Source organism: Rhodococcus opacus B4, assembly GCF_000010805.1.
GTDB classification, from domain to species: Bacteria; Actinomycetota; Actinomycetes; order Mycobacteriales; family Mycobacteriaceae; genus Rhodococcus_F; species Rhodococcus_F opacus_C.
The window spans coordinates 6584122-6608342 of the sequence record NC_012522.1 but is presented as its reverse complement, the minus strand read 5'-3'; the positions used below and the strand labels follow the sequence as shown (position 1 = coordinate 6608342).

The 24221-nt window shown below is 69.1% G+C and carries 26 protein-coding genes; 8 read left to right on the top strand and 18 right to left on the bottom strand.

Annotated elements, in window-relative coordinates; genetic code table 11:
• Positions 1-55: 55 nt before the first annotated feature.
• The gene (locus tag ROP_RS30020) at positions 56-547 is read right to left on the bottom strand and encodes a general stress protein (RefSeq protein WP_015889781.1); all 492 of its coding nucleotides are present in this window, start codon (positions 545-547) and stop codon (positions 56-58) included.
• 67 nt (positions 548-614) lie between these two features.
• The gene (locus ROP_RS30015; RefSeq protein WP_015889780.1) at positions 615-1577 is read right to left on the bottom strand and encodes an HpcH/HpaI aldolase/citrate lyase family protein; all 963 of its coding nucleotides are present in this window, start codon (positions 1575-1577) and stop codon (positions 615-617) included.
• 72 nt (positions 1578-1649) lie between these two features.
• On the opposite strand from ROP_RS30015, the gene ROP_RS30010 reads away from it, so the two are divergent.
• From ROP_RS30010 to ROP_RS29990, 5 genes are all read left to right on the top strand, one after another.
• Complete coding sequence (locus ROP_RS30010) at positions 1650-2921, top strand: magnesium transporter MgtE N-terminal domain-containing protein (RefSeq protein WP_015889779.1); 1272 nt, start codon at positions 1650-1652, stop codon at positions 2919-2921.
• On the top strand, positions 2918-3439 hold the full coding sequence (locus ROP_RS30005) for a DUF1003 domain-containing protein (RefSeq protein WP_015889778.1): 522 nt from the start codon (positions 2918-2920) through the stop codon (positions 3437-3439). The genes ROP_RS30010 and ROP_RS30005 overlap by 4 nt, the downstream gene beginning before the upstream one ends.
• Before the next feature lie 114 nt (positions 3440-3553).
• Positions 3554-4738: a lytic transglycosylase domain-containing protein gene (locus ROP_RS30000; protein WP_043826884.1), complete on the top strand. Its 1185-nt coding sequence runs from the start codon at positions 3554-3556 to the stop codon at positions 4736-4738.
• A gap of 292 nt (positions 4739-5030) precedes the next feature.
• Positions 5031-5909 (top strand): lytic transglycosylase domain-containing protein, encoded by an 879-nt coding sequence (locus tag ROP_RS29995; RefSeq protein ID WP_015889776.1) that lies wholly within the window; start codon positions 5031-5033, stop codon positions 5907-5909.
• Between the two features lie 23 nt (positions 5910-5932).
• On the top strand, positions 5933-7069 hold the full coding sequence (locus tag ROP_RS29990; protein WP_015889775.1) for an Mrp/NBP35 family ATP-binding protein: 1137 nt from the start codon (positions 5933-5935) through the stop codon (positions 7067-7069).
• A gap of 69 nt (positions 7070-7138) precedes the next feature.
• Here the strand turns inward: ROP_RS29990 and tatB are convergent, their stop codons facing one another.
• The 4 genes from tatB to sigE all read right to left on the bottom strand — a co-directional run bounded on the left by tatB (position 7139) and on the right by sigE (position 10266).
• Positions 7139-7570 (bottom strand): Sec-independent protein translocase protein TatB, encoded by a 432-nt coding sequence (tatB, locus tag ROP_RS29985; RefSeq protein WP_015889774.1) that lies wholly within the window; start codon positions 7568-7570, stop codon positions 7139-7141.
• Between the two features lie 69 nt (positions 7571-7639).
• Positions 7640-9160, bottom strand: coding sequence for a S1C family serine protease (locus tag ROP_RS29980; protein WP_015889773.1), 1521 nt, complete (start codon positions 9158-9160; stop codon positions 7640-7642).
• A 94-nt stretch (positions 9161-9254) separates the two neighbouring features.
• On the bottom strand, positions 9255-9617 hold the full coding sequence (locus ROP_RS29975; RefSeq protein WP_015889772.1) for a DNA-directed RNA polymerase sigma-70 factor: 363 nt from the start codon (positions 9615-9617) through the stop codon (positions 9255-9257).
• A gap of 16 nt (positions 9618-9633) precedes the next feature.
• Positions 9634-10266, bottom strand: a complete 633-nt coding sequence (sigE, locus tag ROP_RS29970; protein WP_015889771.1) for an RNA polymerase sigma factor SigE — start codon at positions 10264-10266, stop codon at positions 9634-9636.
• Between the two features lie 284 nt (positions 10267-10550).
• Between sigE and ROP_RS29965 the strand changes: the two genes are divergently transcribed.
• A complete protein-coding gene (locus ROP_RS29965; protein ID WP_015889770.1) occupies positions 10551-11189 on the top strand; it encodes an O-methyltransferase in 639 nt (212 codons plus the stop codon).
• A 1-nt stretch (position 11190) separates the two neighbouring features.
• Here ROP_RS29965 and glgC read toward each other — a convergent pair whose 3' ends face one another.
• Positions 11191-12405, bottom strand: coding sequence for a glucose-1-phosphate adenylyltransferase (glgC, locus tag ROP_RS29960; protein WP_015889769.1), 1215 nt, complete (start codon positions 12403-12405; stop codon positions 11191-11193).
• 121 nt (positions 12406-12526) lie between these two features.
• On the opposite strand from glgC, the gene glgA reads away from it, so the two are divergent.
• Positions 12527-13696, top strand: a complete 1170-nt coding sequence (gene glgA / locus ROP_RS29955) for a glycogen synthase (protein WP_015889768.1) — start codon at positions 12527-12529, stop codon at positions 13694-13696.
• A 10-nt stretch (positions 13697-13706) separates the two neighbouring features.
• On the opposite strand, the gene ROP_RS29950 is transcribed toward glgA, so the two are convergent.
• The 11 genes from ROP_RS29950 to ROP_RS29900 form a co-directional block, all read right to left on the bottom strand.
• Positions 13707-14543 carry a putative RNA methyltransferase gene (locus ROP_RS29950; RefSeq protein WP_015889767.1) on the bottom strand — a complete coding sequence of 279 codons (837 nt, stop codon included), beginning with the start codon at positions 14541-14543 and terminating at the stop codon, positions 13707-13709.
• A 90-nt stretch (positions 14544-14633) separates the two neighbouring features.
• On the bottom strand, positions 14634-14801 hold the full coding sequence (locus ROP_RS29945) for a DUF3117 domain-containing protein (RefSeq protein WP_003936084.1): 168 nt from the start codon (positions 14799-14801) through the stop codon (positions 14634-14636).
• 150 nt (positions 14802-14951) lie between these two features.
• On the bottom strand, positions 14952-15524 hold the full coding sequence (locus ROP_RS29940; protein WP_015889765.1) for a DNA-3-methyladenine glycosylase I: 573 nt from the start codon (positions 15522-15524) through the stop codon (positions 14952-14954).
• Positions 15521-15832, bottom strand: a complete 312-nt coding sequence (locus ROP_RS29935; RefSeq protein ID WP_015889764.1) for a DivIVA domain-containing protein — start codon at positions 15830-15832, stop codon at positions 15521-15523. Before ROP_RS29935 ends, ROP_RS29940 begins: the two co-directional genes overlap by 4 nt.
• Before the next feature lie 52 nt (positions 15833-15884).
• Complete coding sequence (locus ROP_RS29930; protein ID WP_015889763.1) at positions 15885-16844, bottom strand: glucosyl-3-phosphoglycerate synthase; 960 nt, start codon at positions 16842-16844, stop codon at positions 15885-15887.
• Positions 16841-17740, bottom strand: coding sequence for a dihydropteroate synthase (folP, locus tag ROP_RS29925; RefSeq protein WP_015889762.1), 900 nt, complete (start codon positions 17738-17740; stop codon positions 16841-16843). Before folP ends, ROP_RS29930 begins: the two co-directional genes overlap by 4 nt.
• Positions 17741-17810: 70 nt before the next feature.
• Complete coding sequence (locus ROP_RS29920; RefSeq protein ID WP_015889761.1) at positions 17811-19586, bottom strand: long-chain-acyl-CoA synthetase; 1776 nt, start codon at positions 19584-19586, stop codon at positions 17811-17813.
• 73 nt (positions 19587-19659) lie between these two features.
• Positions 19660-20223 carry a TIGR00730 family Rossman fold protein gene (locus ROP_RS29915; protein WP_043825567.1) on the bottom strand — a complete coding sequence of 188 codons (564 nt, stop codon included), beginning with the start codon at positions 20221-20223 and terminating at the stop codon, positions 19660-19662.
• The gene (locus ROP_RS29910) at positions 20217-21014 is read right to left on the bottom strand and encodes a TIGR00730 family Rossman fold protein (protein ID WP_015889759.1); all 798 of its coding nucleotides are present in this window, start codon (positions 21012-21014) and stop codon (positions 20217-20219) included. The genes ROP_RS29915 and ROP_RS29910 overlap by 7 nt, the downstream gene beginning before the upstream one ends.
• A 42-nt stretch (positions 21015-21056) precedes the next feature.
• Complete coding sequence (gene dapE / locus ROP_RS29905; RefSeq protein WP_015889758.1) at positions 21057-22130, bottom strand: succinyl-diaminopimelate desuccinylase; 1074 nt, start codon at positions 22128-22130, stop codon at positions 21057-21059.
• Positions 22131-22166: 36 nt separating this feature from the next.
• Positions 22167-23123, bottom strand: a complete 957-nt coding sequence (locus tag ROP_RS29900; protein WP_015889757.1) for an SMP-30/gluconolactonase/LRE family protein — start codon at positions 23121-23123, stop codon at positions 22167-22169.
• Between the two features lie 142 nt (positions 23124-23265).
• Here ROP_RS29900 and dapD point away from each other — a divergent pair, with 142 nt between their 5' ends.
• Positions 23266-24219: a 2,3,4,5-tetrahydropyridine-2,6-dicarboxylate N-succinyltransferase gene (gene dapD / locus ROP_RS29895; protein ID WP_015889756.1), complete on the top strand. Its 954-nt coding sequence runs from the start codon at positions 23266-23268 to the stop codon at positions 24217-24219.
• Positions 24220-24221 lie beyond the last annotated feature (2 nt).

Genomic DNA, 24221 nt, shown 5'->3' with positions numbered 1-24221 from the left:
ATAGGACGCAATCCGTGACCCGACCGCAACCCGCCGCTCGAGGTGTTCGCGCCGATCAGAGCGCCAGCTTGGCCAGCATGTCCCGCGCCGTCTCCGCCGACTTCGGCTCGCACAGCACGTCGTACCGCCCGGCGACCAGCTGCATGGTCGACGCGAAGTCCCGGGTGCCCCGCGTCGCCGCGTACGGGATCGTCGTGGAGATCAGCCCGAAGATGATGCCGCCGACGATGCCGACGACGAGCGGCGCCAGGAAGCCGCCCGTGACGATGCCCAGGAGCAGACCGAAGAACACGCCGAGCCACGCGCCCGAAACAATGCCCCCGCCAATCACTTTCGCCCAGGTGAGGCGACCGAGGACCCGCTCCACCTGCATGAGGTTGACCCCCACGATGGTGACGTCCTCCACCGAGAATTCCTGATCGGAGAGATAGTCGACGGCGCGCTGCGCCTCCGCGTAGGTGGGATACGAACCGATGGGCCAGCCCGTGGGGGGTTCCGGCAGAGCCCCACGCCGCGCCCCATTGGACTGTCCGAGTGGATTCGTCATCGTCAGCTGGTCTCCTCGTGTGGTTACCGCAGGATCTGTCCTGTGAGAACCATTCTGCCTGCCGCGACTATTTCGCGTCGGGTCGCACGAACTCGGTGGTCCGTTTCATACCCGCGGCGCGCCCCTTGGCGGAGATCACGAGCGCCATCTTGCGGCTCGCCTCGTCGATCATCTCGTCGCCGAGCATCACGGCACCACGACCGCCGCCCGCCGCGGAGGTGTGGAACTCGTAGGCGTCCAGGATCAGTTCGGCCCGGTCGTAATCGTCCTGGCGGGGGCTGAACACGTCGTTCGCCGCCTCGATCTGGGTGGGATGCAGCACCCACTTGCCGTCGAAGCCGAGCGCAGCCGTGCGCTGCGCCGACCGCCGGAACGCCTCCACGTCGCGGATCTGGAGGTAGGGACCGTCGATGGCCTGCACCCCGTGCGCGCGGGCCGCCATCAGGATGGTCATGAGGATGTGGTGGTAGGCGTCGCCGCGGTCGTAGCCGTCCGGCTGCTCCCCGACGACGAGCGTGCGCATGTTGATGCTCGCCATGAAGTCGGCGGGACCGAACACCAGGGTCTGCACGCGCGGGCTGGCCGTCGCGATCGCGTTGATGTTGGTGAGCCCGATCGCGTTCTCGATCTGCGGTTCGATGCCGATCCGGCCGACCTCGAGCCCGTTCGCCTTCTCCACCTGGGTCAGCAGCAGGTCCAGGGCCTGAACATGGCTGGGGTCCGGCACTTTCGGCAGCAGGATCGCGTCGAGGTGGGCACCCGCCCGCCCCACGACCTCGACGACGTCGGCGTACGTCCACTCGGTGGTCCAGTCGTTGACGCGGACCACCTTGATCTGCTCGCCCCACCCGTCCTCGGCGAGCGCGTCGCCGATGGTGCCGCGCGCTTCCTGCTTGGCGAGCGGCGCCACCGCGTCCTCGAGATCGAGGAAGATCTCGTCGGCGGGCAGCCCCTTCGCCTTGTCGATCATCTTGCGGCTGCTGCCCGGAACGGCGAGAACAGATCGCCGTGGCCTGTAGACGGAACTCATGACGGACGATCCTCCACTTTTCGCAGGTGTTCGATTCCCTGTATTTCTGTACAACGATCTAGCCTGGCAATCATGGCAGCTGCGAACAAGGTTTTTGCAGCCAGGCTGGCCGGCCTGGTGGTGCTCGGCCCCGACGGGGAGTCGATCGGCCGCGTACGGGACGTCGTGATCACCGCCCGGGTCGGCAGGCAGCAGCCGCGCGTGCTCGGACTGGTCATCGAATTGTTCACGCGCAAACGCATCTTCGTCCCGATGCTCCGCGTCACCGCCATCGAACCCAGCTCCGTGACCCTCACGACGGGCAACGTCAGTCTCCGCCGATTCCAGCAACGGCCCGGCGAAGTGCTGGCCCTGGCCCAGGTCGCGGATTCCCACGTGCGCGTGGACGACCCGGAACTCGAGGAACTGCGGGACGCCGACATCATCGTCGTCGACCTGGGCATCGAGCAGACCCGCACCCGGGACTGGGTGGTGTCGAAGGTCGCGGTGCGCGGGCACCGCGGCAGGCTCGGCCGGCGCGCCGCCATGCACGTCGTCGGGTGGCAGCACGTCCAGGGCCTCACGCAGACCGACCTGGCGATGCCCGGCCAGGGCGTCTCGGCCCTCCTCACGCAGTTCGAGGGGATGCGCGCCGCGGACGTCGCGAACGCGATGCGCCTCCTGCCGGAGAAACGCCGTCACGAACTGGCCCTCGCACTCGACGACGAGCGCCTCGCCGACGTCGTCCAGGAACTGCCCGCCGACGACCAGACGGATCTGCTCATGCACCTCGAGGTGGAGCGGGCCGCCGACGTCCTCGAGGCCATGGACCCCGACGACGCCGCCGACCTCCTCGGTGAGCTTCCCGAGACCGAGGCCGAATCGCTGCTGCAGCTGATGGACCCGCAGGACTCCGAGCCCGTCCGCCGCCTCCTCGAGCACTCGCCCGACACCGCGGGCGGCCTGATGACCCCCGAGCCGGTGGTCCTCACCGCGTCGACGACGGTCGCCGAGGCCCTGGCCCGGGCCCGGATCTCGGACGTCACTCCCGCCCTCGCGAGCATGGTGTTCGTCGTCCGCCCGCCGACCGCGACACCGACCGGCCGCTACCTGGGATGCGTGCACCTGCAGAAACTGCTGCGCGAACCGCCCGCGAGCCTGGTCGGCGGACTGCTCGACACCGACATGCCGCGGCTGGCGCCCGAGGACTCCCTGACGGCGGTGACGCGGTACTTCGCGACCTACAACCTGGTGTGCGGGCCCGTGGTCGACGACGAGGAACACCTGATCGGCGCGGTCACCGTCGACGACGTCCTGGACCATCTCCTCCCCGAGGACTGGCGTGAAGAGGAGATCGACGTATGAGCGAGAAGTCCCCCAGCGCGGCCGCCCGGAGCCTGTCGGACCGGCAGCGACTCGACACCCCGCGCGGCACCCGCCGCTTCCGGGTGTCGTACGACGTGGAGGCCGTCGGCCGGGCCAGCGAGAACTTCGCCCGGTTCCTCGGAACGGGCCGTTACCTGATGATCCAGACGGTGATCGTGATCGTCTGGATCGTCATCAACGTGTTCGCCGTCCGCCTGCAGTGGGATCCGTACCCGTTCATCCTTCTCAACCTGGCGTTCTCCACCCAGGCCGCGTACGCCGCGCCGCTGATCCTGCTGGCGCAGAACCGCCAGGAGAACCGCGACCGCGTCTCCCTCGAGGAGGACCGCTCCCGCGCCGAGCAGACGAAGGCGGACACCGAGTTCCTCGCCCGGGAACTGGCTGCGCTGCGCATCGCAATCGGCGAGGTGGCCACCCGCGACTACCTGCGGCGCGAACTCGACGAGATCAGGACACTGCTGGCCGACGAGGAAGACACGCGCACCCGCCGGAAATGAGCCGGCGAATCCCCCCAAACTCCGGCAGGGCCAATCACGGATATGTAACGTCAGTCACATCTTCTCGGATGTATGCGGTGTGCACAGGCGAAGAGCACCGCAGGGGGTGATCGGGTGCGGATACGTGGACTGTTGACGGTGACTGCCCTGACCGTGGGTGCAGTTGCCACCCTCGGGTCCTCGACCGGCGGTTCCGCGATCAGCGGCGCAACCGTGAGCACCACCGCCTACTCGTCCACCGGTGCATCGACGGTCCTCGCGGCGTCCGCGATCACCCCGGGGGCCGCTCCCCCGGCCGCATACCTCCCGCCCGCGGGAATCGTGGCGCCCACACCGCGGGTCGCCCGATCGCAGCGGGCCGCGCCGCCCCCGCCCGCCCCGGTGCCCGCCGTGACAAATCCCACATCTCCCGTCTCCTCGGCGTCCCCGTCCGGCACCGGGCTCATCGCCGCACCGGTGATATTGAGCGCTCTGGGCATCCCGGAGATCGTGCTCAACGCGTACCGGTCCGCGGAACTCGAGATGATGGCGGAGTCCCCCAAATGCGGTCTGCCGTGGCATCTGCTGGCAGGTATCGGCCGCATCGAATCGGGACACGCCGGCGGCGGCCGGACCGACTCGGTGGGCACCACGATCACCCCGATCCTGGGTCCGGTTCTCGACGGCAGGCTCGCGGGCAACGAGATCATCCGCGACACCGACCGCGGCGCCACGGACGGCGACCCCGGGCACGACCGCGCCGTCGGACCGATGCAGTTCATTCCGTCCACGTGGGCCAAGTACGCATCGGACGGCAACGCCGACGGCGTGGCCGATCCCAACAACGTGTTCGACGCGACGCTGGCGGCCGCCCGGTACCTCTGCTCGGGCGGTCTCGACCTCCGCGATCCGCTGCAGGAAACCCGCGCGGTGCTGCGCTACAACAACTCGGCTGCCTACGCCGCCAACGTCATCACCTGGTCGAACGCGTACCGGAACGGGGGAACTCCGACGCCGAGCCAGCTGTCGGAGTCGGCCTCGCCGTCGCCCGGACGAATCGCCGACGCCGCCGCGGCCGAATCGGACCTCCCGCGGGATCTCGCGCCCACCCCGCAGCCGTCGACGGACGGTGCCACCGCTCCCACGACGCCCGCTCCGGCCGCGCCGATTCCCGGACTCCCGCCGCTGCCGCAATTGCCCTGTCTGCTCTTCTGCCCGCCCGCCGACCCGTCGGCTCCGGCCGCCGCCGTGCCCGACCCGGGCGCCCCCGCTCCGATCGCGCCCCCGGCCACCGCTCCGGCTGTCGCCGTTCCCCGGTAGGCATCCCCGCGTCTGCCGCGCGCTCTGCCATTTCGCAGGGCGCGCGGTGACGTGTGCGGGTCGCTTGCCACCGTCGGGCGACCGGTCCCGCGCTACGACATCCCGGCCACACGGGGTCCTGGCGTGACCTTGCCGTGTTGGTTACCCTCGCTCACGTGCGCTCCGAGTAACGGAACCCCTCGACGCAAGCTTGTTTGATCACGGTTGGATAACGGAAACATATCGAATCAGGTAGCCTCGATCCGGTCAGTTGAACGGAACACCCCGAGACCGGGGTCGCAGGAGGCATCGAGTGGGTCGGCACAACAAGAAGACGGACTCCCATATCCGCCGCAATTCGGTCATCGCGCTTACCGGACTCGTCCCCATCGGACTGATCACCGCAGCCAACACGGCCGGCGCCGCACCCAAGGTCCCGTTCCTGTCCACGAGTTCCTCGTCGGAGGTCGCCGACGTCGCCCAGGAGGCGACCGACACCGCACCCGAGGCCGCAGAAGCCGTCACCCCCGTCGCGGAGACCGCCGCCGAATCCGTGCCCGCGGTCGAGGCGGCACCCGCTCCGCCGGCACTCGCACCCGTCCAGGCCACGCCGCCCCTCCCGGCGAGCATCGCGCAGGGCGCACTCGGCATCCCCGCCGTCAACGTCGCGGCCTACCAGAACGCCGAACGCATACTCGCCGTCGAGCAGCCGGGCTGCGGCATGTACTGGACGCTGATCGCCGGGATCGGCCGCGTCGAGTCCACCCACGCCTACGACGGCAAGACCGACGACAAGGGCAACATGCTCAAGCCCGTGCTCGGCCCGGTCCTCGACGGCAGCCTCGGCGGCAACGCCGTCATCCGCGACACCGACGGCGGCAAGCTGGACGGCGACTCCAACTACGACCGCGCCGTCGGCCCCACCCAGTTCCTGCCCGAAACCTGGAACCGCTACGCCGGCGACGGCAACGGCGACGGCGTCGCCGACCCGCAGAACGTCTTCGACTCCGCACTGACCACCGGAAAGTACCTGTGCGACGGCGGATTGAACGTCAAGGACCCGATCCAGGCGGCCAAGGCCGTGCACCGGTACAACAACTCCGCCGCCTACGTGGCCAACGTGCTCGCATGGTCCGCCGGCTACTCCAGCGGAATCATCCCGGCGGCCGCGGACCTGCCGCGCATCCACTGAGCGCGCATCCTTACCATTGAGTCATGCCAGTCCTGAGCGAGTCCGCTGTACGTAGCGCCCTGGCGCGCGTCCAGGATCCCGAGATCCGGAAACCGATCACCGAACTCGGGATGGTCAAGAGCATCGACATCGCGGCCGACGACAGCGTCGACATCGCGATCTACCTGACCACCGCGGGCTGCCCGATGCGGACCGAGATCAGCGACCGCGTCACCAAGGCCGTGGCGGACGTCCCCGGCGTCGGCGCGATCCGCGTCGAACTCGACGTGATGAGCGACGAGCAGCGCACCGAACTCCGCAAGTCGCTGCGCGGAGACTCCGCCGAGCCCGTCATCCCGTTCGCGCAGCCCGGTTCGCTCACCCGCGTCTACGCGGTCGCGTCCGGCAAGGGCGGCGTCGGCAAGTCCAGTGTCACGGTCAACCTGGCCGCCGCACTGGCCGCCCGCGGACTGTCGGTGGGTGTGCTCGACGCCGACATCTACGGACATTCCGTTCCCCGCATGCTCGGCACCGATGCCAAGCCCACGCAGGTCGAACGCATGATCATGCCGCCCGTCGCGCACGACGTGAAGATGATCTCCATCGCCCAGTTCACCCAGGGCAACACCCCGGTCGTGTGGCGTGGACCGATGCTGCACCGCGCGCTGCAGCAATTCCTCGCCGACGTCTTCTGGGGCGATCTCGACGTTCTGCTGCTCGATCTGCCGCCCGGAACCGGCGACGTCGCCATCTCCGTCGCGCAACTGATCCCCGGCGCGGAGATCCTCGTCGTCACCACCCCGCAGCAGGCCGCGGCCGAGGTGGCCGAGCGTGCCGGTGCCATCGCACTGCAGACCCGTCAGCGCATCGTCGGCGTCGTCGAGAACATGTCCTGGATGGACATGCCCGACGGCAGCCGGATGGACATCTTCGGCTCCGGCGGCGGCCAGGCCGTCGCGGACCGGCTCACCAAGGCCGTGGGCGCGAAGGTGCCTCTGCTGGGACAGATCCCGCTCGAGCAGGCGGTCCGGGAGGGCGGCGACGGCGGCCTTCCCATCGTCCTCGGCCAGCCGGACTCCCCGGCCGCGACGGCGCTCCGCGACATCGCGGACAAGCTGGCCGTGCGCAAGCGCGGGCTCGCCGGAATGTCGCTGGGGATCGACACCACCCGGCACCTGTAGTAGGCGCTTCGCGCTCGTGCGCCTTTCCGGTTGCTGGAACAACCAGAAAGGCGCACGAGCCCGGAGGGCCTATGTCGCGTCGAGGTCGATCGGAGGGCGCTCGCCGGCCGCGAGCGGCTTGTTCTGCGGGGCGGTGGGCGTCGACGGATCGGCGCTGACAGCCTTCGTTCCCGGGTTCGACTTGTCGAACGACACCGAACCCGGCTTGTCGAAGTTGCCGGTGAGAATCGAATCGTCACCGTCGAGAAGGTGTTTGGTGATGACGGCACGCGGGGTCATTCCGCGGAGCTGATTGAGGTCCGCCAGAGGTTTGCGGAGATCCTCGAACTCCGGGCCGAGTTCGTCCTTGAGTTGCTGGCTGGCACCGCTCGCATACTCACGGACCTGTCTCAGTGACTTCGTGACCCAGCTGACCGCACCCGGAAGCCGCTCGGGTCCCAAGATGACCAGAGCCGCGACGAGGAGGACCATGAACTCGCCCCAACCAATGTTGCCGAACACGTGGTCAGCCTACTGTGCGGTGCGGGTGCATGCCCAGGTGGCGGAGCGATCTCACAGCACACTCTCGAGTCAATCGGAGGCCGGGGTCACGTCGACATCGACGAGCCGGCCCTCGCGGATCAGCTGAACCCGGACGGGCTCACCGATCTTCTGCAGGTTGACGGCGACGACCAACTCGTCGGCGCTGGTGACCGTGCGGTCGCCGACCTTGACGATGACGTCGTTCTCGACGATGCCCGCCCGCGCGGCCGGGCTGTCCGAGCGGACGTTGGCCACCTGGGCGCCGCTGGTGTTGTCGTTGACGACGGTCCGGGCGTTGACCCCGATGTCCGGGTGGTGCATCTGCCCGTCCCGGATGAGGGTCTGCGCGACCGTCGTGACGTCGTCGATGGGAATCGCGAAGCCGAGGCCCACCGAGCCGCCGGATTCGCTGAGCATGGCGGTGTTGATGCCGATCACCCGGCCCGTGTCGTCGACGAGCGCGCCGCCCGAGTTGCCGTGATTGATGGCGGCGTCCGTCTGGACGGCATCGATGACGGCGTTCGTGTCGGAACCCTCGCCGGACAGTCGCATCGGGCGGTGCAGCGCGCTGACGATGCCGCGGGTGACGGTCTTGCTGAGTCCGAGGGGCGAGCCGACGGCGACGACGTCCTCACCGACCTGCACGTCCCCGGACCTGCCGAGTTCCGCGACCGTCAGGTTGTCGGCGGAGACCTTGAGCACCGCCAGGTCGGTCTTGATGTCGCGACCGACGATCTGGGCGTCGGCCTTCGTTCCGTCGGAGAAGATCACCTGGATCTTGCCGCCGTCGGGGGCCGTGGCGGCGGCGGAGATGACGTGATTGTTGGTGACGATGTAACCGGCGCCGTCGATGACGACACCCGAACCGGTACTGCCCTGGTCGCCGACCGCCACCTGGATGGACACGACGGAGGGCAGGACGGCGTCCGCGACCTGCGCGACGGGCGACTGGCCGAGGTCCTCGTCGCCGCCCTGGACGAGGGTGACGCTGTCACTGGTCAGCGAGCTGCGATCGGCGGTGATCACCGCGGCGAGCAGGCCACCGACCAGACCGATCGCGAGCGCGATTCCGCCCAGCGCGACGAGCGCCTTCGGCGCGACCTTGCCGCCGAACAGGACCTCTCGGGCGCTGAGGGCGGGAGCCGGCGGCCGCGAGTGTTCCGTCGCGTGCAACGCCGGGGAGCCGAGTTCGACGCCCGCTGCCGGGTCGCGCCACGGGTCCGCGGGCGCGGCCTCGGCCGCCGGGGCGTCGGTTTTGCGGTGGGGATCGCGCTGGATGGTGTCGACCTCACCGTCCGGGCGGCCGAACGCCTCCGCCAGCACGGGATCGGGTGCACCGACCTTCACGGAGGGTTCGCTCTCGCGCCTGGCATCCGACGGAGCGAACGAACCGGTGACGCCACCCGGTCGGCCGAACGCGCGGCTGGACGCCGCATCGATCTGCGGCCGGTACACGGGCCTCGGATCGAGCCGTGGGGCGTCCGCCGGACGCAGCGTGCCCGACTCGTCCGGCACGGGACCGTCGGGTGCCGTCGCCTCGGAACCCGGAGTCTTGTAATCCGCCGTCACGCTGTCGTGTCCCCCTCGTGTGCGTCAGTCACGCGCCCCAGTATCACCGATGCCCCGCCGGGCGCGGACACCGCCGTCGTCGGCCCGGCTGCGCTCAACGGCGCCAGCGCCGGGACCAGATCCGGCTGGTGATCGAGTACTCGCTCGTGACCGGCGAATCCGGGGTGTGGGAGTCGAACGGGGACTTGTCGGCGGGATCGCCCTGGTTGCAGCTGGGGATCTGGCTCAGCAGACCCAGGAGGCCCGAGGGCATGGCGACGTCGCCACTGCGACGCAGGGCGCGCCGCGCCTGCTGCTGGGAGTCCACCTCGAACGCGCACTCGGCGCAGATCGACAGGTGGTGGGCGGCGCGCAGATAAGCGGACATGCGGAGCTCACCGTCGACGAAGGCGGCGATCGCCTCACTCGCCAGATGTTCGGTGGAGCCAAACTGGCGAGGTACACGCCCCTGCGTCATTCGTCCCTCCTGGTAACTACCCGACGCCGATCTGATCGGAGTCAACCTTTCCGTTCACAGCCAGATGCTCACGCAGAGCCTGCCTGCCGCGGTGGATGCGGCTGCGCACGGTTCCGAGCTTCACACCCAGTGTGGCACCGATCTCCTCGTAGGACAGTCCTTCGATGTCACACAGCACGACCGCGGCGCGGAACTCCGGGGCCAGCGAGTCGAGCGCTGCCTGCAGATCTGCGTCCAGGCGGGCGTCGTGGTAGATCTCCTCGGGGTTCGGCCCGTCGGCCGGGACCCGATCGTAGTCCTCGGGCAGCGCTTCCATGCGGATGCGGTTGCGGCGTCGGACCATGTCGAGGAAGAGGTTGGTGGTGATGCGGTGCAACCAGCCCTCGAACGTGCCGGGCTGGTAGTCGGACAGGGATCGGAACACCCGGATGAACGTGTCCTGGGTGAGGTCCTCGGCGTCCTGCGCGTCGCCCGACAGCCGGTAGGCCAGCCGGTAGACTCGGTCGCCGTGCTCGCGGACGAGTTCGTCCCACGACGGCATGGCCGACTTCTCGCCTGTGGCGTCGAACACAGCGGTGCCCGTCAGCTTGGCGTCCGACAGCTGCTCGTCGGTGGTTCTCTCGTCTGGAGCCATCGTGTGGTTGCTCATCGAGTTAAGTGGATCCTCCTACTCAGGACCGCAGATCACTGAACGTGTTATAGGCGTCAACTCCCGGGTGCCGGGATTTGTTCCCGGACTCTCGGACTTTTCCTCCGTCGTCGTGATCTCCCCGCCGGGCGGTCTTCGGATCTGGCGTTGGACTCACTCTTTCCCACCCCGATATGTGTGTGGTGTGAGCAAGCTGAGGTATTCCTGAGAATCGCGCCGGGCCGGGTCACGGCATTGTTGTCGAGCGCGCCTCGCAGCGGCGATGACGAGACCCCGATAGCCTCATGTGCGTGCAGACAAACGCCGAACGGATACTCACCCACGCAGAAGGGGCTGTCCGTGAAGACGAGGCCCTCGGTGCGGCCAGGGAGCGGGCGGACGACCTCGGTGCCGAACCGGTACCTCCCGCGGTCGGTGCTGCGCTCGCCCTGTTTGCCCGCATGCTGGACGCCAAGACAGTCGTCGAGGTCGGCACCGGCGCGGGTGTGAGCAGCCTGTGGCTGCTCCGGGGCATGCGCGAGGACGGCGTCCTCACCACCATCGACAGCGAACCCGAGCACCAGCGGGCCGCCAAGCTGTCGTTCCGGACCAACGACATCGCACCCGCCCGGACCAGGCTGATCAACGGCCGGGCCCTCGACGTCCTGCCGCGACTCGCCGACGGCGCGTACGACCTGGTGTTCGTCGACAGCGCACCGGTCGACCACCCGCACTACGTCCGCGAGGGGGTCCGGCTGCTGCGCCCGGGCGGCGCGATCGTGCTGCACAACGCGCTGCACGGCGGCCGGGTCGTCGACCCGAGCCAGCGGGACGCCGCGACCGTCGCCGTCCGCGAGGCCGCGAAGGCGCTCGCCGAGGACGACAAACTGATCCGCGTGTTCCTGCCGATCGGCGACGGCCTGCTCTGCGCGTCCAAGCTCTGAGCTAGATCCACACGCCCTTGCCGATGGCGACGACTCCGCCGTTGCTCACGGCGAAGCGCTGCTTGTCGCGCTCGAGGTCGACGCCGATTATCTCCCCGTCGCCGACGACCACGTTCTTGTCGAGGATCGCGCGGCGCACGACGGCGCCCTTGCCGATGCGCACACCCGGCATGAGGACGCTGCCCTCCACGGTCGCGCCGCTGTCGACCATCACATTGGAGCTGAGCACGGAGTTGCGCACCGTGGCCGCCGACAGGATGCAGCCGGCCCCGACCACGGACTCCTGCGCGAGGCCGCCCTGCACGAACTTGGCGGGCGCCAGGTTCTCCGTCTCGCCGCGGATCGGCCAGCGCCGGTTGTAGAGGTTGAAGATGGGGTGGACCGACACGAGATCCATGTGGGCGTCGTAGAACGCGTCGAGCGTTCCCACGTCCCGCCAGTAGCCCCGGTCCCGGTCGGTGGCCCCGGGGACGACGTTGTCCTTGAAGTCGTACACGGAGGCCTCGCCCGCCTCGACGAGCGCGGGGATGATGTCGCCGCCCATGTCGTGGTCGGAATCGGAGTTCTCGGAGTCGGCCCGGATGGCGTCGACGAGCACCTTGGTGGTGAACACGTAGTTACCCATCGACGCGAACGTCATGTTGGGGTCGTCCGGGGTCCCCGGCGGATGCGCCGGCTTCTCGAGGAACTGCACGATGCGGCCCGACTCGTCGCTGTCGATGCAGCCGAACGCGAACGCCTCGCTGCGCGGCACCCGGATCCCTGCCACCGTCACCCCGGCGCCCGATTCGATGTGGTGCTGCACCATCTGCTCCGGGTCCATCCGGTACACGTGGTCGGCACCGAACACGACGATGTACTCGGGGTCCTCGTCGTAGACGAGGTTCAGCGACTGCAGGATCGCATCGGCACTGCCGGTGTACCAGCGCGGGCCCAGACGTTGCTGCGCGGGAACGGGAGTGATGTATTCACCCGCGAACCCGGACAGTCGCCACGTCTGAGAAATGTGGCGGTCCAACGAATGCGACTTGTACTGCGTCAGAACACACAGGCGGAGGTATCCCGCATTGACCAAATTGCTGAGCACGAAATCGATCAACCGGTAGGCGCCTCCGAAAGGCACAGCGGGCTTCGCCCGATCCGCGGTGAGCGGATAGAGACGTTTGCCCTCGCCGCCGGCGAGCACGATTCCAAGCACATGTGGCTGGCTCCTCACCCTGTCAACCTATCGGGCGGCCACTCCCCCCGCCAGCGAAGCGCCGACTCACAATTTCTCCGATACCCGAATGTGTCCGAGAGCGGTGGCCCGAAGCCGCCCGGACGGCTACGTTAGGCCGGTGCGGGTGGCGATGATGACCAAGGAATACCCACCGGAGATCTATGGCGGTGCGGGTGTACACGTCACCGAACTGGTTGCTCAGTTGAAGCAGCTGTGCGAGGTGGACGTGCACTGTATGGGCGCTCCGCGCGTCGGGGCGGTCGTCCACACCCCCGATCCCGCGCTGGCGGGGGCCAATCCGGCGCTCGCGACGCTGTCCGCCGAACTGCGCATGGCGGACGCCGCGACGGGCGCCGACGTCGTGCACTCCCACACCTGGTACACCGGCCTCGCCGGCCACCTGGCGTCCGCGCTGTACGACGTGCCGCACATCCTCACCGCCCACTCCCTCGAGCCGCGCAGGCCCTGGAAGGCGGAGCAGCTGGGCGGCGGCTACCGCATCTCGTCGTGGTCCGAGCGCAACGCGGTGGAGCACGCAGACGCAGTGATCGCCGTGAGCGCCGGCATGCGACTCGACGTCCTCGACGCGTACCCGTTCGTCGACCCGCACCGGGTCCACGTGGTGCGCAACGGGATCGACACGTCCGTCTGGCACGCGGGTCCGGCAGGTCATGGGCAGTCCGCGCTGACGAAGATCGGAGTCGACCCGGACCAGCCGATGGTGGCGTTCGTCGGCCGCATCACGCGGCAGAAGGGCGTCGGTCATCTGATCGCCGCAGCACACCACTTCGCGCCCGAGATCCAGTTGGTGCTGTGCGCCGGCGCCCCCGACACCCCGGAGATCGCCGCCGAGACCGAGCAGGCCGTCGCCGCCCTCGCGGCGCACCGCGGCAACGTGTTCTGGGTGCGCGAGATGCTCCCCACCGAACAGGTGCGGGAAATCCTGTCGGCCGCAACCGTCTTCGTGTGCCCGTCCGTGTACGAGCCGCTGGGGATCGTGAACCTCGAGGCCATGGCCTGCGAGACCGCGGTCGTGGCATCCGATGTCGGAGGCATCCCGGAGGTGGTGGACGACGGGGTCACCGGCCGTCTGGTGCACTACAACTCGTACGAGCCGGAGGCGTTCGAGCAGGCGCTGGCCGAGTCGGTCAACGCGATCGCCTCCGACGTCGGCACCGCCGAGGCCATGGGCAAGGCGGGGCGGGCGCGGGCGATCGCCGAGTTCTCCTGGGCGGCCATCGCGCAACAGACCCTCGACGTCTACCAGGACGCGCTGTCGCGCCGCTGACGGAGACGCTTCAGAGCCGTGTGTAGGTGGACACGGTCACCGACGCCGTCACGGGATATTCCTGCGGCAGCGCGGCGATCGAGGATGCGAGCCGGTCGGGTGTCAGGTGCCGCGCCGACGGCCCCATCCCGACCAGGCGCGTCACGTCGAGGTGCGACAACGACATCGGATACTCCACGGCCACGTGGTCGGTGCGCTCGAACCGCCCGGACATCGCGGCCCCGAGCCGCTCGACCTTGCGGTCGTCCACCCGGACCATGCCGAGCAGGTCCACCAGTTCCCCCAGATGCCGGTCCGTGGGCGTGAGGACCACCAGGGAGCCGTGCTCGGCCAGCACCCGGTGCGCCTCGTCGGCGTTGCGGGGCGCGAACACGCACAGGACATGACTGAGGACGTGGTCACGCACCGGAAGGTGTTGCCACACGTCGGCAACCACCGCCCCGGCACGCGGGTGGGCCCTGGCGATGCGACGGGCCGCGTACTTGGACACGTCCAGCCCGATTCCCCGGCCGGCCGGGGCGGCGTCGAGGACACGCGCCAGGTAGTGGCCTGTGCCCGCGCCGATCTCGAGGATCCGGGGATCGTCCCCGGCGCCCGCCACCACCGCGTCGGCGACGGCATCCATCAGCGGGTCGAAGCTGCCGCCGGCGAGGAAGTCCGCACGTGCGGCGATCATTTCGGGGCTGTCGCCGTCGAACTTGCCACCGGCCCCGGTCATCAGGGTGACGTAGCCCTGACGCGCCACGTCGAAGGTGTGTCCTGCGTCGCACAGGATCGTGCCTTCGTCGAGTTCCACCCCCGACCGGCACTGCGGGCAGGCCAGCAGGTCGGTCACATCGGCCAGCACGAACGTTCGCCTCCCTGTTCCGGACACGGAGCAGGCCCCGCACCGACAACGGCGACGGGGCCTGCCCTGTGAGGTTCTCTCCGCACTCGACTAGCTGGTGACGCCCTTGAGCTCTTCACCGAGTGCGGCAGCTTCCTCCGGGGTGAGCTCGACAACCAGACGTCCACCACCCTCGAGCGGAACCCGCATGACGATTCCTCGTCCCTCTTTGGTTGCTTCGAGGGGACCGTCCCCGGTCCGGGGCTTCATGGCCGCCATCCTCTGCTCCCTCCAGATCTGCGCTGCCTGCTTGCGCCTCGACAAAATTTGGCACCCCGCCAACACTCGGCGAGGCTTGTGACATCCATTCTTCCCTATGGACACGAGTACCGGGAACCTGAGTCACAAATAGGCAGGTTCACCGGCAGTTCAGGCAGTGGCCGGGACCCAGCACCCGACGACGTGGTCGTCCACCATCCCGGTGGCCTGCATGAGTGCATAAGCGGTGGTAGGGCCCACAAATTTGAAACCCCGGCGCTTCAATTCCTTCGCCATCGCGGTGGACTCGGGCGTGACCGCAGGGACGTCGTTCACGGTGGCCGGACGGCTCGGGCGCGGCGGCGGGGCGAACGACCACAGCAGCGTGTCCAGGTCGGTGTCCGACAACTCCAGCAGGGCCCGCGCGTTGCTCACCGACGCCTCGATCTTGGCCCGGTTCCGGACGATCGATGCGTCCCCCAGCAGACGCTCCACGTCCCGTTCCGTGTACCGCGCGACCGCCTCCGGATCGAAGCCGGCGAACGCGGCCCGGAAGGCCTCGCGCTTGCGGAGAATCGTGATCCACGACAGTCCGGACTGGAACGCTTCGAGGCACAGCCGTTCGTAGAGTTCGTCGCGGCCGTGCAGCGGGCGACCCCACTCGAGATCGTGGTAGTCGCGGTACAGGCTGGACCCGTCCGAGTCGACCGCCCACGCGCACCGCACCCTGTCGTCGGCGCTCACCGGGCGTCCCCCGGATCTTCGGACGCGGCTTCGACCGCCGCCAACTGCTCACGCAGCGAATCGATTTCGCGTCCGAGCCGGGCCAGCGCCCAGTCGACCTCGCTCGCCTTGTAGCCCCGCAGCGTCTGCTGGAATCGCAACGCCTCCACGTCGGCGCCCGTCACACCGTCGGCGGGCAGGGTCGTGAGTGTGGTGCCGGGCGGGAGCGGCGCGAGTTCCTCGGAACGGCCGAACACCGCACTGGCGGCGAGGAACAGCATCGCGCCGACGAACGCCATGACGAGCAGATAGAGCAGGGCTGTCACCATGCTCCGATCCTGTCACGGACGTCCGACAGCCTCCCGCGTCAGGTACGCCCGGTCAGGGGCACACCGTGTTCATCGGCGGACGATCGGCCAACGCGACGTCCGTCGTCGTCGGCACGAAGGAGTCGCCGTCGACCAGGAACTGGGTCAGACCCGCCCCCGAGTCGGGCACCCCGCAGCGCCGCATCATCGTGCCGATGATCTGCCTGCTCATCACACCGAGTTCGGACAGCGGACGGTTCCGGTGCTTGCGGACCCCCAGATTGACCTGGCCGATCGCACCGAGACCGAGACGGTCGTACGTGTCGAGCAGCAGCCCGATCTCGACGCCGTAGCCGGGCGCGAACGGAACCGCCGACAACAGCTCCCGGGTGCCGGCGTATTCGCCGCCCAGCGGCTGCAGCACGCACGTCAGTTCCGGCCGGAGCGACGCCAGCATCGGGCGCGCCACGAGTTCCGTCACCCGGCCGCCGCCGTTGGCGTCCTCCGTGCCGCTGAGCCGGAGCGGACGCCGGTAGTAGCCCTTCACGAGATGGATGCCGTCGGCCGTCAGCAGCGGTCCGAGCAGTTTCGGGACGAACGCCGGATCGGGGTTGATGAGGTCCGAGTCGACGAAGGCGATGAGATCGCCGGTGCTCGCGGCGACGGAACGCCACAGCACCTCGCCCTTACCCGCGACGGGCGGGAAAGCGGGCACCGCCTCCTCCCGGCTGATCACCGTGGCGCCGGCCGCGCGTGCGCGTTCCGCCGTCAGATCCGTCGAGCCCGAATCGAGCACGATCAACTCGTCCACCAGGCCACCGAGCAACGGGTGGATCGTGTCCACGACCGCGGCGACGGTCTCCTCCTCGTTGAGCGCCGGCAGGACCACCGACACGGTGCGCCCCGCCTTGGCCCGTTCGAGTTCGGCGATGCTCCACGACGGCTGGTCCCAGCTGTTCGCCTCGGCCCAGGACCGCGGGGCGCGCTCCTCCGCCAACATCGTGCGGGCCGCCCGGGCCCCCACCGCACTCATGCCAGCCCCCGCACGGTGCGGGACGGGGCGCGCCGGCCCTGGATCGCGGCCACCATGTCCACCACTCGACGCGTGGGGGCAACTTCGTGGACACGGAAGACTCGGGCGCCTCCTGCGGCGGCCATAGCTGTCGCTGCCAATGTTCCCTCCAACCGCTCGACGAGATCTACCCCTAGAGTCTCCCCGACGAAGTCCTTGTTGCTCAGCGCCATGAGCACTGGCCATCCCGTATTTACAAGATCTTCCACTCGCCGCAACAACTCGAGCCCGTGATAGGTGTTTTTCCCGAAATCGTGGGTCGGATCGATGAGGATCGAGTCGGCGGGCACCCCCAGCCGGGCCGCGTTCTCGGCGGCCGCCACCACTTCCTCGAGGACGTCCGCGACGACGTCGGAGTAGCGGACACGGAACGGCCGGGTCCGGGGGACCGCTCCCCCGGTGTGCGAACAGACGATGCCGGCACCCGTCTCCGCGGCCACCTCGACGAGCGCCGGGTCGGCGCCGGCCCACGTGTCGTTGATCAGGTCGGCGCCCTCGGCGACGGCCAGCCGGGCCACGTCGGCGCGCCAGGTGTCGACGCTGACGAGCAACTCGGGATAGCGCCCGCGGATCGCGGCGACGAACGGCACCACCCGCCGGATCTCCTCCGCCGAGTCGACGACGTCGCCCGGACCGGCCTTCACGCCGCCGATGTCGACGAGGTCGGCACCCTCGTCCACGGCCCGCTCGACCGCCGCCATGGCCGCGGAGTCGGTGAACGTGGCACCGCGGTCGTAGAACGAATCGGGTGTCCGGTTCACGATGGCCATCACCAGCGCGCGGTCGACCGCCACAGGCCGTCCGCACAGCGTGGAGGACGGACGGTCGGGCGCGGGCGGTACGTCTCTGTCGGCCATGGCACCAATATTGACATGGGCGCCTTCGGCGCCCGTGAGTACTTGTTGACGTCGGGCGGTTGACAAGTACTCACGGGCGCGGCAGCGCACCCTTCGCCACTTCCTCGACATACCCGTCGTACGCACGCTGGTATCCATCGCTGCGGCCGGACAGCACGTGCAGCGTGTCGGTGTCCTCGACCTCGTAGCCCTCCTTGCGGAGTTCCACCTTGCGGCTCTTGAACGTCGACGTCTGCTCCAGCGAGTCGACGACGCGGACGAACAGCGGCACCGCGTACGACGGCAGCCGCGAGAACAGCAACTCCGCCACCCCCGAACCGTCGAAGTCCTCGTTCTCGTGCAGGGTCACCGCGGCCATCCCGGCGCGACCGTCGGTTCCGGGGATCTCGACGCCGTACACGACGGCGTGCTCGACCGCCGGATGCGCGAGGAGCGCGCCCTCGACCTCGGTGGTCGCGACGTTCTCCCCCTTCCAGCGGAACGTGTCGCCGAGCCGGTCGACGAACGCGACGTGCGACCAGCCCTGCCGTCGCACCAGGTCTCCGGTGTCGAACCAGCAGTCGCCGTCGCCGAAGGCGTCGCGGACGAGTTTCTTGTTCGTGGCCTCCTCGTCGGTGTAGCCGTCGAAGGGTGCCCGGTCCGTCACCTTCGACAGCAGCAGGCCCACCTCGCCGGTGGCGACCTTGCGCAGTCTGCCGTCGGAGTGCCGCCGCGGCGAGCCGTTGTCCTCGTCGTATTCGACCACGGCGTGCGGGAGGGGGCAGATGCCTGCCGTCCGGTCGACGTTGAGCGCGTTGACGAACGCGATGTTGCACTCGCTGGCGCCGTAGAACTCGGCAACCCGGGAGATGCCGAACCGGGTGGTGAACTCGGACCAGATCTCCGGACGGAGCCCGTTGCCGACCATCAGCCGGACGGCGTTGTCGCGGTCGCCCGGCTTCTCGGGCTGGTTCAGCAGGTACCGGCACAGTTCACCGATGTACGTGAACGCGGTGGCCCGGTTCAGTGCGACGTCGTCCCAGAACTTGGACGCCGAGAACTGCTTGCCCAGCGCGAGTGTCGCGCCCGACCCCAGCACCGAGGACAGCGACACCGTCAGCGCGTTGTTGTGATAGAGCGGCAGGCAGCAGTAGAGAACGTCGCTGCCGCGCAGCCGGACCCCCATGTTGCCGAGCCCGGACATGCTCTTGAGCCAGCGGAAGTGACTCATCAGGCTGGCCTTCGGCAGTCCCGTGGTGCCGGAGGTGAAGATGTAGAAGGCCTTCTCCCGCGCCTGGATCTGCTCGCACACCTCGGGGTTGCCGTCGGCGGCCTTCCCGGCGAGCCGGTCGAGGTCGTCGAAATACACCACCGAGGCCACGGCGGGCGGTTCGTCGAGCGAGTCCACGGCCTCGCCGCACGCTTCGGACACCACGAGCACGCGACTGTCGAGCAGCGAGATGCTGTGCGCGAGCACGTCTCCGCGCTGATTGTGGTTCAGCATCCCGGCGGTGGCCCCGAGCTTGACGGCGGCGAGCGCGATGAGCAGCGTCTCGGGGGCGTTCTTGCCCAGGATCCCGACGACGTCCCCGCGCGACACACCGAGGTCGGCGAGCACGTGGGCGTAGCGGTTCACGCGGATGTTCGCGTTCCGGTAGCTCAGCGAATCGCCTTCGAACCGCAGGAACGTGCGGCGCGGGTGCGCCGCGGCGGCGCGCTGGAAGACCAGGCCGATCGACTCCTTCGCGTCGGGGGTCCGGATGAGGCCGAGCACTCCCTTCGCCATGGTCGGCAGTTCCGGGATCATGGCAGGCAACCGCCTGGCCACATCGACCACACCGATCGTCGAACGTGCTTCAGAACGCATGACATCCCCTCAGGCCTGCAGTATGAATCAGGTCACCTTACTGCACGGTAAGAACGTGCGCCACGACGGCGTCTCAGCGGACACAGGCGTCCAGCGCCTCCCCGACCCCGGTCCGGACGAGCAGCCTGTCGAGTGCCCGCTGGGCCACGAAGCCGCCGCCCCGCAGACCGTCGATCCAGTCCAGCAGGCCCGTGTAGTGGCCGTGCGGATCGAGCAGGACGACCGGCTTCTCGTGCATGCCGAGGTAGCCCGCGGTCCAGGTTTCGAACAGTTCCTCGAGCGTCCCGATGCCGCCGGGCAGCGTGACGAACGCGTCGGCCCGGTCCTCCATGACCTGCTTGCGCTGACGCATGGTGTCGGTGACGACGAGTTCGTCCGCGTCGACGTCGGCGACTTCCCTGTGCACCAGGGCTTTCGGAATGACCCCGACGGTGATCGCCCCGGCCGCGCGGGCCGCCTCGGCCACCGCGCCCATCATCGAGACGTTGCCGCCCCCGGACACCAGTTGCCAACCGCGCTTACCGATTTCGGTGCCCACCTGGGCCGCGAGTTCCAGGAAGTGATCGTCCACCGGCCCGGAAGCACAGTACACGCACACCGAGAACGGCTGCGACGGAACAGTTTTCGACGTCACCACTGGTCCTCCGTTCCGAGCAGGGCAGCCTCGTCGACACCCTGCTGCGATTTGACGACGATCTGCACCGCTTCCTCCACACTGTCCGTGACGTGCAGGAGATTGACGTCGCCTTCCGAGATCTTGCCGCTGCGTTCGAGCGTTCCGCGGATCCAGTCCACGAGCCCGGACCAGTACTCGGTGCCGAACAGGATGATCGGGAACCTCGTGACCTTGCGCGTCTGCACCAGAGTCAGCGCCTCGAACAGTTCGTCGAGCGTCCCGAACCCGCCGGGCAGGCAGATGAACGCCTGCGAGTACTTCACGAACATCGTCTTGCGCGCGAAGAAGTAGCGGAAGTTGATGCCCAGATCGACCCACTCGTTGAGACCCTGCTCGAACGGCAACTCGATGCCGAGCCCGATGGAGTATCCACCCGATTCGCTGGCACCGCGGTTGGCCGCCTCCATGACACCGGGGCCACCACCGGTGATGACGGCGTATCCGGCCTCGGCCAGGCGTGCACCCAGCGCCCGGCCCGCCTCGTACTCGGGGTGACCGGGCTCGGTGCGGGCGGACCCGAACACGGTGACCGCACGCGGCACCTCGGCCAGGGCACCGAACCCTTCGACGAACTCGCTCTGGATCCGCAGGACCCGCCACGGGTCGGTGTGCACCCAGTCGGTACGCCCCCGCTCGTCGAGCAACTGCTCGTCGGTGGTGGTCTCGTCCTTGCGGGCGCGCCTCAACTGCACCGGACCCCGGTGCTTCACGGACGAGGACTTCCGCCCGTAATTGTTCTTCTCGGGTGCCATGCGCCCCAGGCTAACGGGTGGCCCGTTCGGGGCACCGGGCAGTCACGGGGTGCTCAGATACGCGCGGAGCACGGCCGCCACGTCGGTGATCTGCTGGACGGGAACGTGCTCGTCCCGCTTGTGCGCGAGGTTCGGATCGCCTGGACCGTAGTTGACGGCCGGGATGCCGAGGGCGGAGAACCGGGACACGTCCGTCCACCCGTACTTGGCGCGGAACTCGCCGCCCGCCGCCTCGATGAGGGCCGCGGCCGCCGGATCCGTCAGCCCGGGCAGGGCACCCGGCGACAGGTCGGTGACCTCGAAACCCAGCTCGAGTCCCTCGAATACCTCGCGCACGTGGTCGATGGCCTGCTCGGCGCTGCGGTCGGGCGCGAAGCGGAAGTTCACGTCCATCTCCGCGGCGTCCGGGACCACGTTGCCCGCGACGCCGCCGGCGATCCGCACGGCGGACAGCCCCTCCCGGTACACGCAGCCGTCGATGTCCACCGACCGCGCGGTGTAGTCCGACAGTCGCTGCAGTACCGGGGCGAACCGGTGGATCGCGTTGTCGCCGAGCCACGACCTCGCGGAGTGCGCGCGGGTGCCGCGGGTGGTCAGCGTCACCCGCAGCGTGCCCTGGCAGCCCGCCTCGATGAGCCCTCCCGTCGGCTCGCCCAGGATCGCGACGTCCGCGCGCAGCCACTCGGGGATCTCACGTTCGATCCGTCCGAGCCCGTTGTGGACGGCCGCGATCTCCTCGCAGTCGTAGAACACCAGCGTCAGGTCGTGAGCGAGGTTCTCCACGGTGGCTGCGAGATGCAGGAACACCGCGTCGCCCGATTTCATGTCGACCGTTCCACACCCGTGCAGCAGGTCGCCCTCACGCCGGGAGGGCACGTTGTCCGCGATCGGCACGGTGTCGAGGTGCCCGGCGAGCATCACCCGGCTCTCCAGTCCCCGATCGGTGCGGGCGAGGACCGCGTTGCCGTTGCGGATGACCTCGAAACCGGTGGTCTGTTCCCGCAGAGCCGACTCGACGGCGGCGGCGATCGCCGACTCGTCGTGGGAGACGCTCGGGATGTCCACCAGGGCGGCGGTGAGGTCGATGGGATCGGCGTGGAGGTCGAGTGTGCTCACGCGTCCACCCTAGGCCGACCCGTCTGTACGGCGTCGCTACCCGTCGAAGCCACCCGGGATCTCGTAGATCGCACCGTCGAATCCGATGCGGAACAACCGTCCCGCGGAGAAGCCGCCGGACCCCTGGCCATAGACGACCATGCTCGATGTCGGCAGTCCGGACGCCAGCACGCAGTACTGCCCCGGCGCGTCGACGCGCCAGATCTCGCCGCGCACGTTGGCCGGCACCACGGGGCGTCCCCGCGAATCCAGGGTCAGGCCGTCGGGTGCCGCGAACGTGTCGAGACCGGACAGGTCGAGGATGCTCTCGGGGGCACCCGGGTTCGCGATCGGGATCCGGCTCACGCCCGGGTTCACGAACGTCCGCGACACGTAGAAGTACCGGTCGTCGACACCGAGCACCGCACCGTTGGCACTGGGCAGCGTCGCCCAGTCCGGTTCGACCCGGCCGTCGGGGAACACCCGCCCGATCCGGGTTCCGAAGTCGTTCGTGGCGTATGCGGTCCCGGCGGCGTCGACGTCGAGGCCGTTCGCCGCGCTCAGGCCCGACACGAAGGGGGTGAGCGTGCCGGTGGCGGTGTCCAGTTTCGCGATCGCGCCCGGGCGCAGGACGTCGCCGAGGAGGACACGGGCGTCCGCGCCGTACCCCACCAGCAGTGATCCGTCGGACGCCCACGCGAGGGCGCCCGCGCCGCCACCGCCCGGCACCGTGGCGACGGGGACGGCGGGCGCTCCCGGCGCGTCGAGACGGAACACCCGCCCACTGAGGAGGTCCGTCGCGTAGAGCCGGCCACCGCCGTCCACGGCGACGCCCTCCAGCGCGGCGCCCGGCACGCGCCCCACGAGGACCGGCGGCTGACCGGCGCCCGGGCACACCGGTGCGGCGGACGCGGCCTGCGGGGCCGCCACCGACACCACCCCGGCGAGCAGCGCGCCCGCGGCCACCGCCCGCAGGCGGCGGCCCGTGACTCGACCCCACTCCGAAATACGCATTGCCACGACCCTTCCCGGTGTCCCGCACCTGCCCCGTGCATGGTCCCCCACGAGCCGCGAGCCCGCTCGGTTTCGAATCGATCACGCCCAGATAACGACCGCTCGAGAAGCCCCGAGTAATGAGGCAGTAACCTCTACAGCCGTGAGCACACAGGGAGCATCAGCAGTAGGCATCGCCAACGTGACCGTCGGCGGCACGGTCCTCGACACCTGGTTCCCGGCGCCTGAGCTGGGAACGTTCGACAAAGCGGGCACCGTGCGGATCGAGGGTGGCGACATCCCCTCCGATCTGGCCCTTCTCGCCGGACCCGACGAGGCACGTGAGGTCGACCAGGTCGTGGTGCGCACCACCATCGCCGACCTGTCCGCGCCGCCGGCCGACGCGCACGACGCCTACCTGCGCCTTCACCTCCTCTCTCATCGCCTGGTAGCCCCGCACGGCGTCAACCTCGACGGACTGTTCGGGTTGCTGTCCAACGTGGTGTGGACCAACTTCGGCCCCTGCGCGGTCGAGGGCTTCGAGAAGGTGCGGTCCCGCCTGCGTATCCGCGGCGTCGTCACCGTGTTCGGTGTCGACAAGTTCCCGCGGATGGTCGACTACGTCGTCCCGTCGGGCGTCCGCATCGCCGACGCCGACCGTGTCCGTCTCGGCGCGCACCTGGCCAGCGGCACCACCGTGATGCACGAGGGCTTCGTCAACTTCAACGCGGGCACGCTCGGCAACTCGATGGTCGAAGGCCGTATCTCCGCGGGCGTCGTCGTCGACGACGGATCCGACGTGGGCGGCGGCGCCTCGATCATGGGCACCCTGTCCGGTGGCGGCAAGGAGACCATCTCCGTCGGCAAGCGCTGCCTGCTCGGCGCCAATGCCGGTCTGGGCATCTCGCTCGGCGACGACTGCGTCCTCGAAGCCGGCCTGTACGTGACCGCGGGCACCAAGGTGACCGGCCCGGACGGCACCGTCGTGAAGGCCAAGGAACTCAACGGCCAGTCCAACCTGCTCTTCCGTCGCAACTCGGTGTCCGGGGCCGTCGAGGTCGTGCCGTGGAAGGGCACCGGCGTGGAATTGAACGCCGCTCTGCACGCCAACGACTGACG

Coding starts and splice junctions, on each gene's coding strand:
- ROP_RS30020 (WP_015889781.1), bottom strand. CDS start 547: ATGACGAATCCACTCGGACAGTCCAATGGGGCGCGGCGTGGGGCTCTG.
- ROP_RS30015 (WP_015889780.1), bottom strand. CDS start 1,577: ATGAGTTCCGTCTACAGGCCACGGCGATCTGTTCTCGCCGTTCCGGGC.
- ROP_RS30010 (WP_015889779.1), top strand. CDS start 1,650: ATGGCAGCTGCGAACAAGGTTTTTGCAGCCAGGCTGGCCGGCCTGGTG.
- ROP_RS30005 (WP_015889778.1), top strand. CDS start 2,918: ATGAGCGAGAAGTCCCCCAGCGCGGCCGCCCGGAGCCTGTCGGACCGG.
- ROP_RS29990 (WP_015889775.1), top strand. CDS start 5,933: ATGCCAGTCCTGAGCGAGTCCGCTGTACGTAGCGCCCTGGCGCGCGTC.
- ROP_RS29975 (WP_015889772.1), bottom strand. CDS start 9,617: ATGACGCAGGGGCGTGTACCTCGCCAGTTTGGCTCCACCGAACATCTG.
- sigE (WP_015889771.1), bottom strand. CDS start 10,266: ATGAGCAACCACACGATGGCTCCAGACGAGAGAACCACCGACGAGCAG.
- ROP_RS29965 (WP_015889770.1), top strand. CDS start 10,551: ATGTGCGTGCAGACAAACGCCGAACGGATACTCACCCACGCAGAAGGG.
- ROP_RS29945 (WP_003936084.1), bottom strand. CDS start 14,801: ATGGCGGCCATGAAGCCCCGGACCGGGGACGGTCCCCTCGAAGCAACC.
- ROP_RS29935 (WP_015889764.1), bottom strand. CDS start 15,832: ATGGTGACAGCCCTGCTCTATCTGCTCGTCATGGCGTTCGTCGGCGCG.
- ROP_RS29930 (WP_015889763.1), bottom strand. CDS start 16,844: ATGAGTGCGGTGGGGGCCCGGGCGGCCCGCACGATGTTGGCGGAGGAG.
- folP (WP_015889762.1), bottom strand. CDS start 17,740: ATGGCCGACAGAGACGTACCGCCCGCGCCCGACCGTCCGTCCTCCACG.
- ROP_RS29920 (WP_015889761.1), bottom strand. CDS start 19,586: ATGCGTTCTGAAGCACGTTCGACGATCGGTGTGGTCGATGTGGCCAGG.
- ROP_RS29910 (WP_015889759.1), bottom strand. CDS start 21,014: ATGGCACCCGAGAAGAACAATTACGGGCGGAAGTCCTCGTCCGTGAAG.
- ROP_RS29900 (WP_015889757.1), bottom strand. CDS start 23,123: ATGCGTATTTCGGAGTGGGGTCGAGTCACGGGCCGCCGCCTGCGGGCG.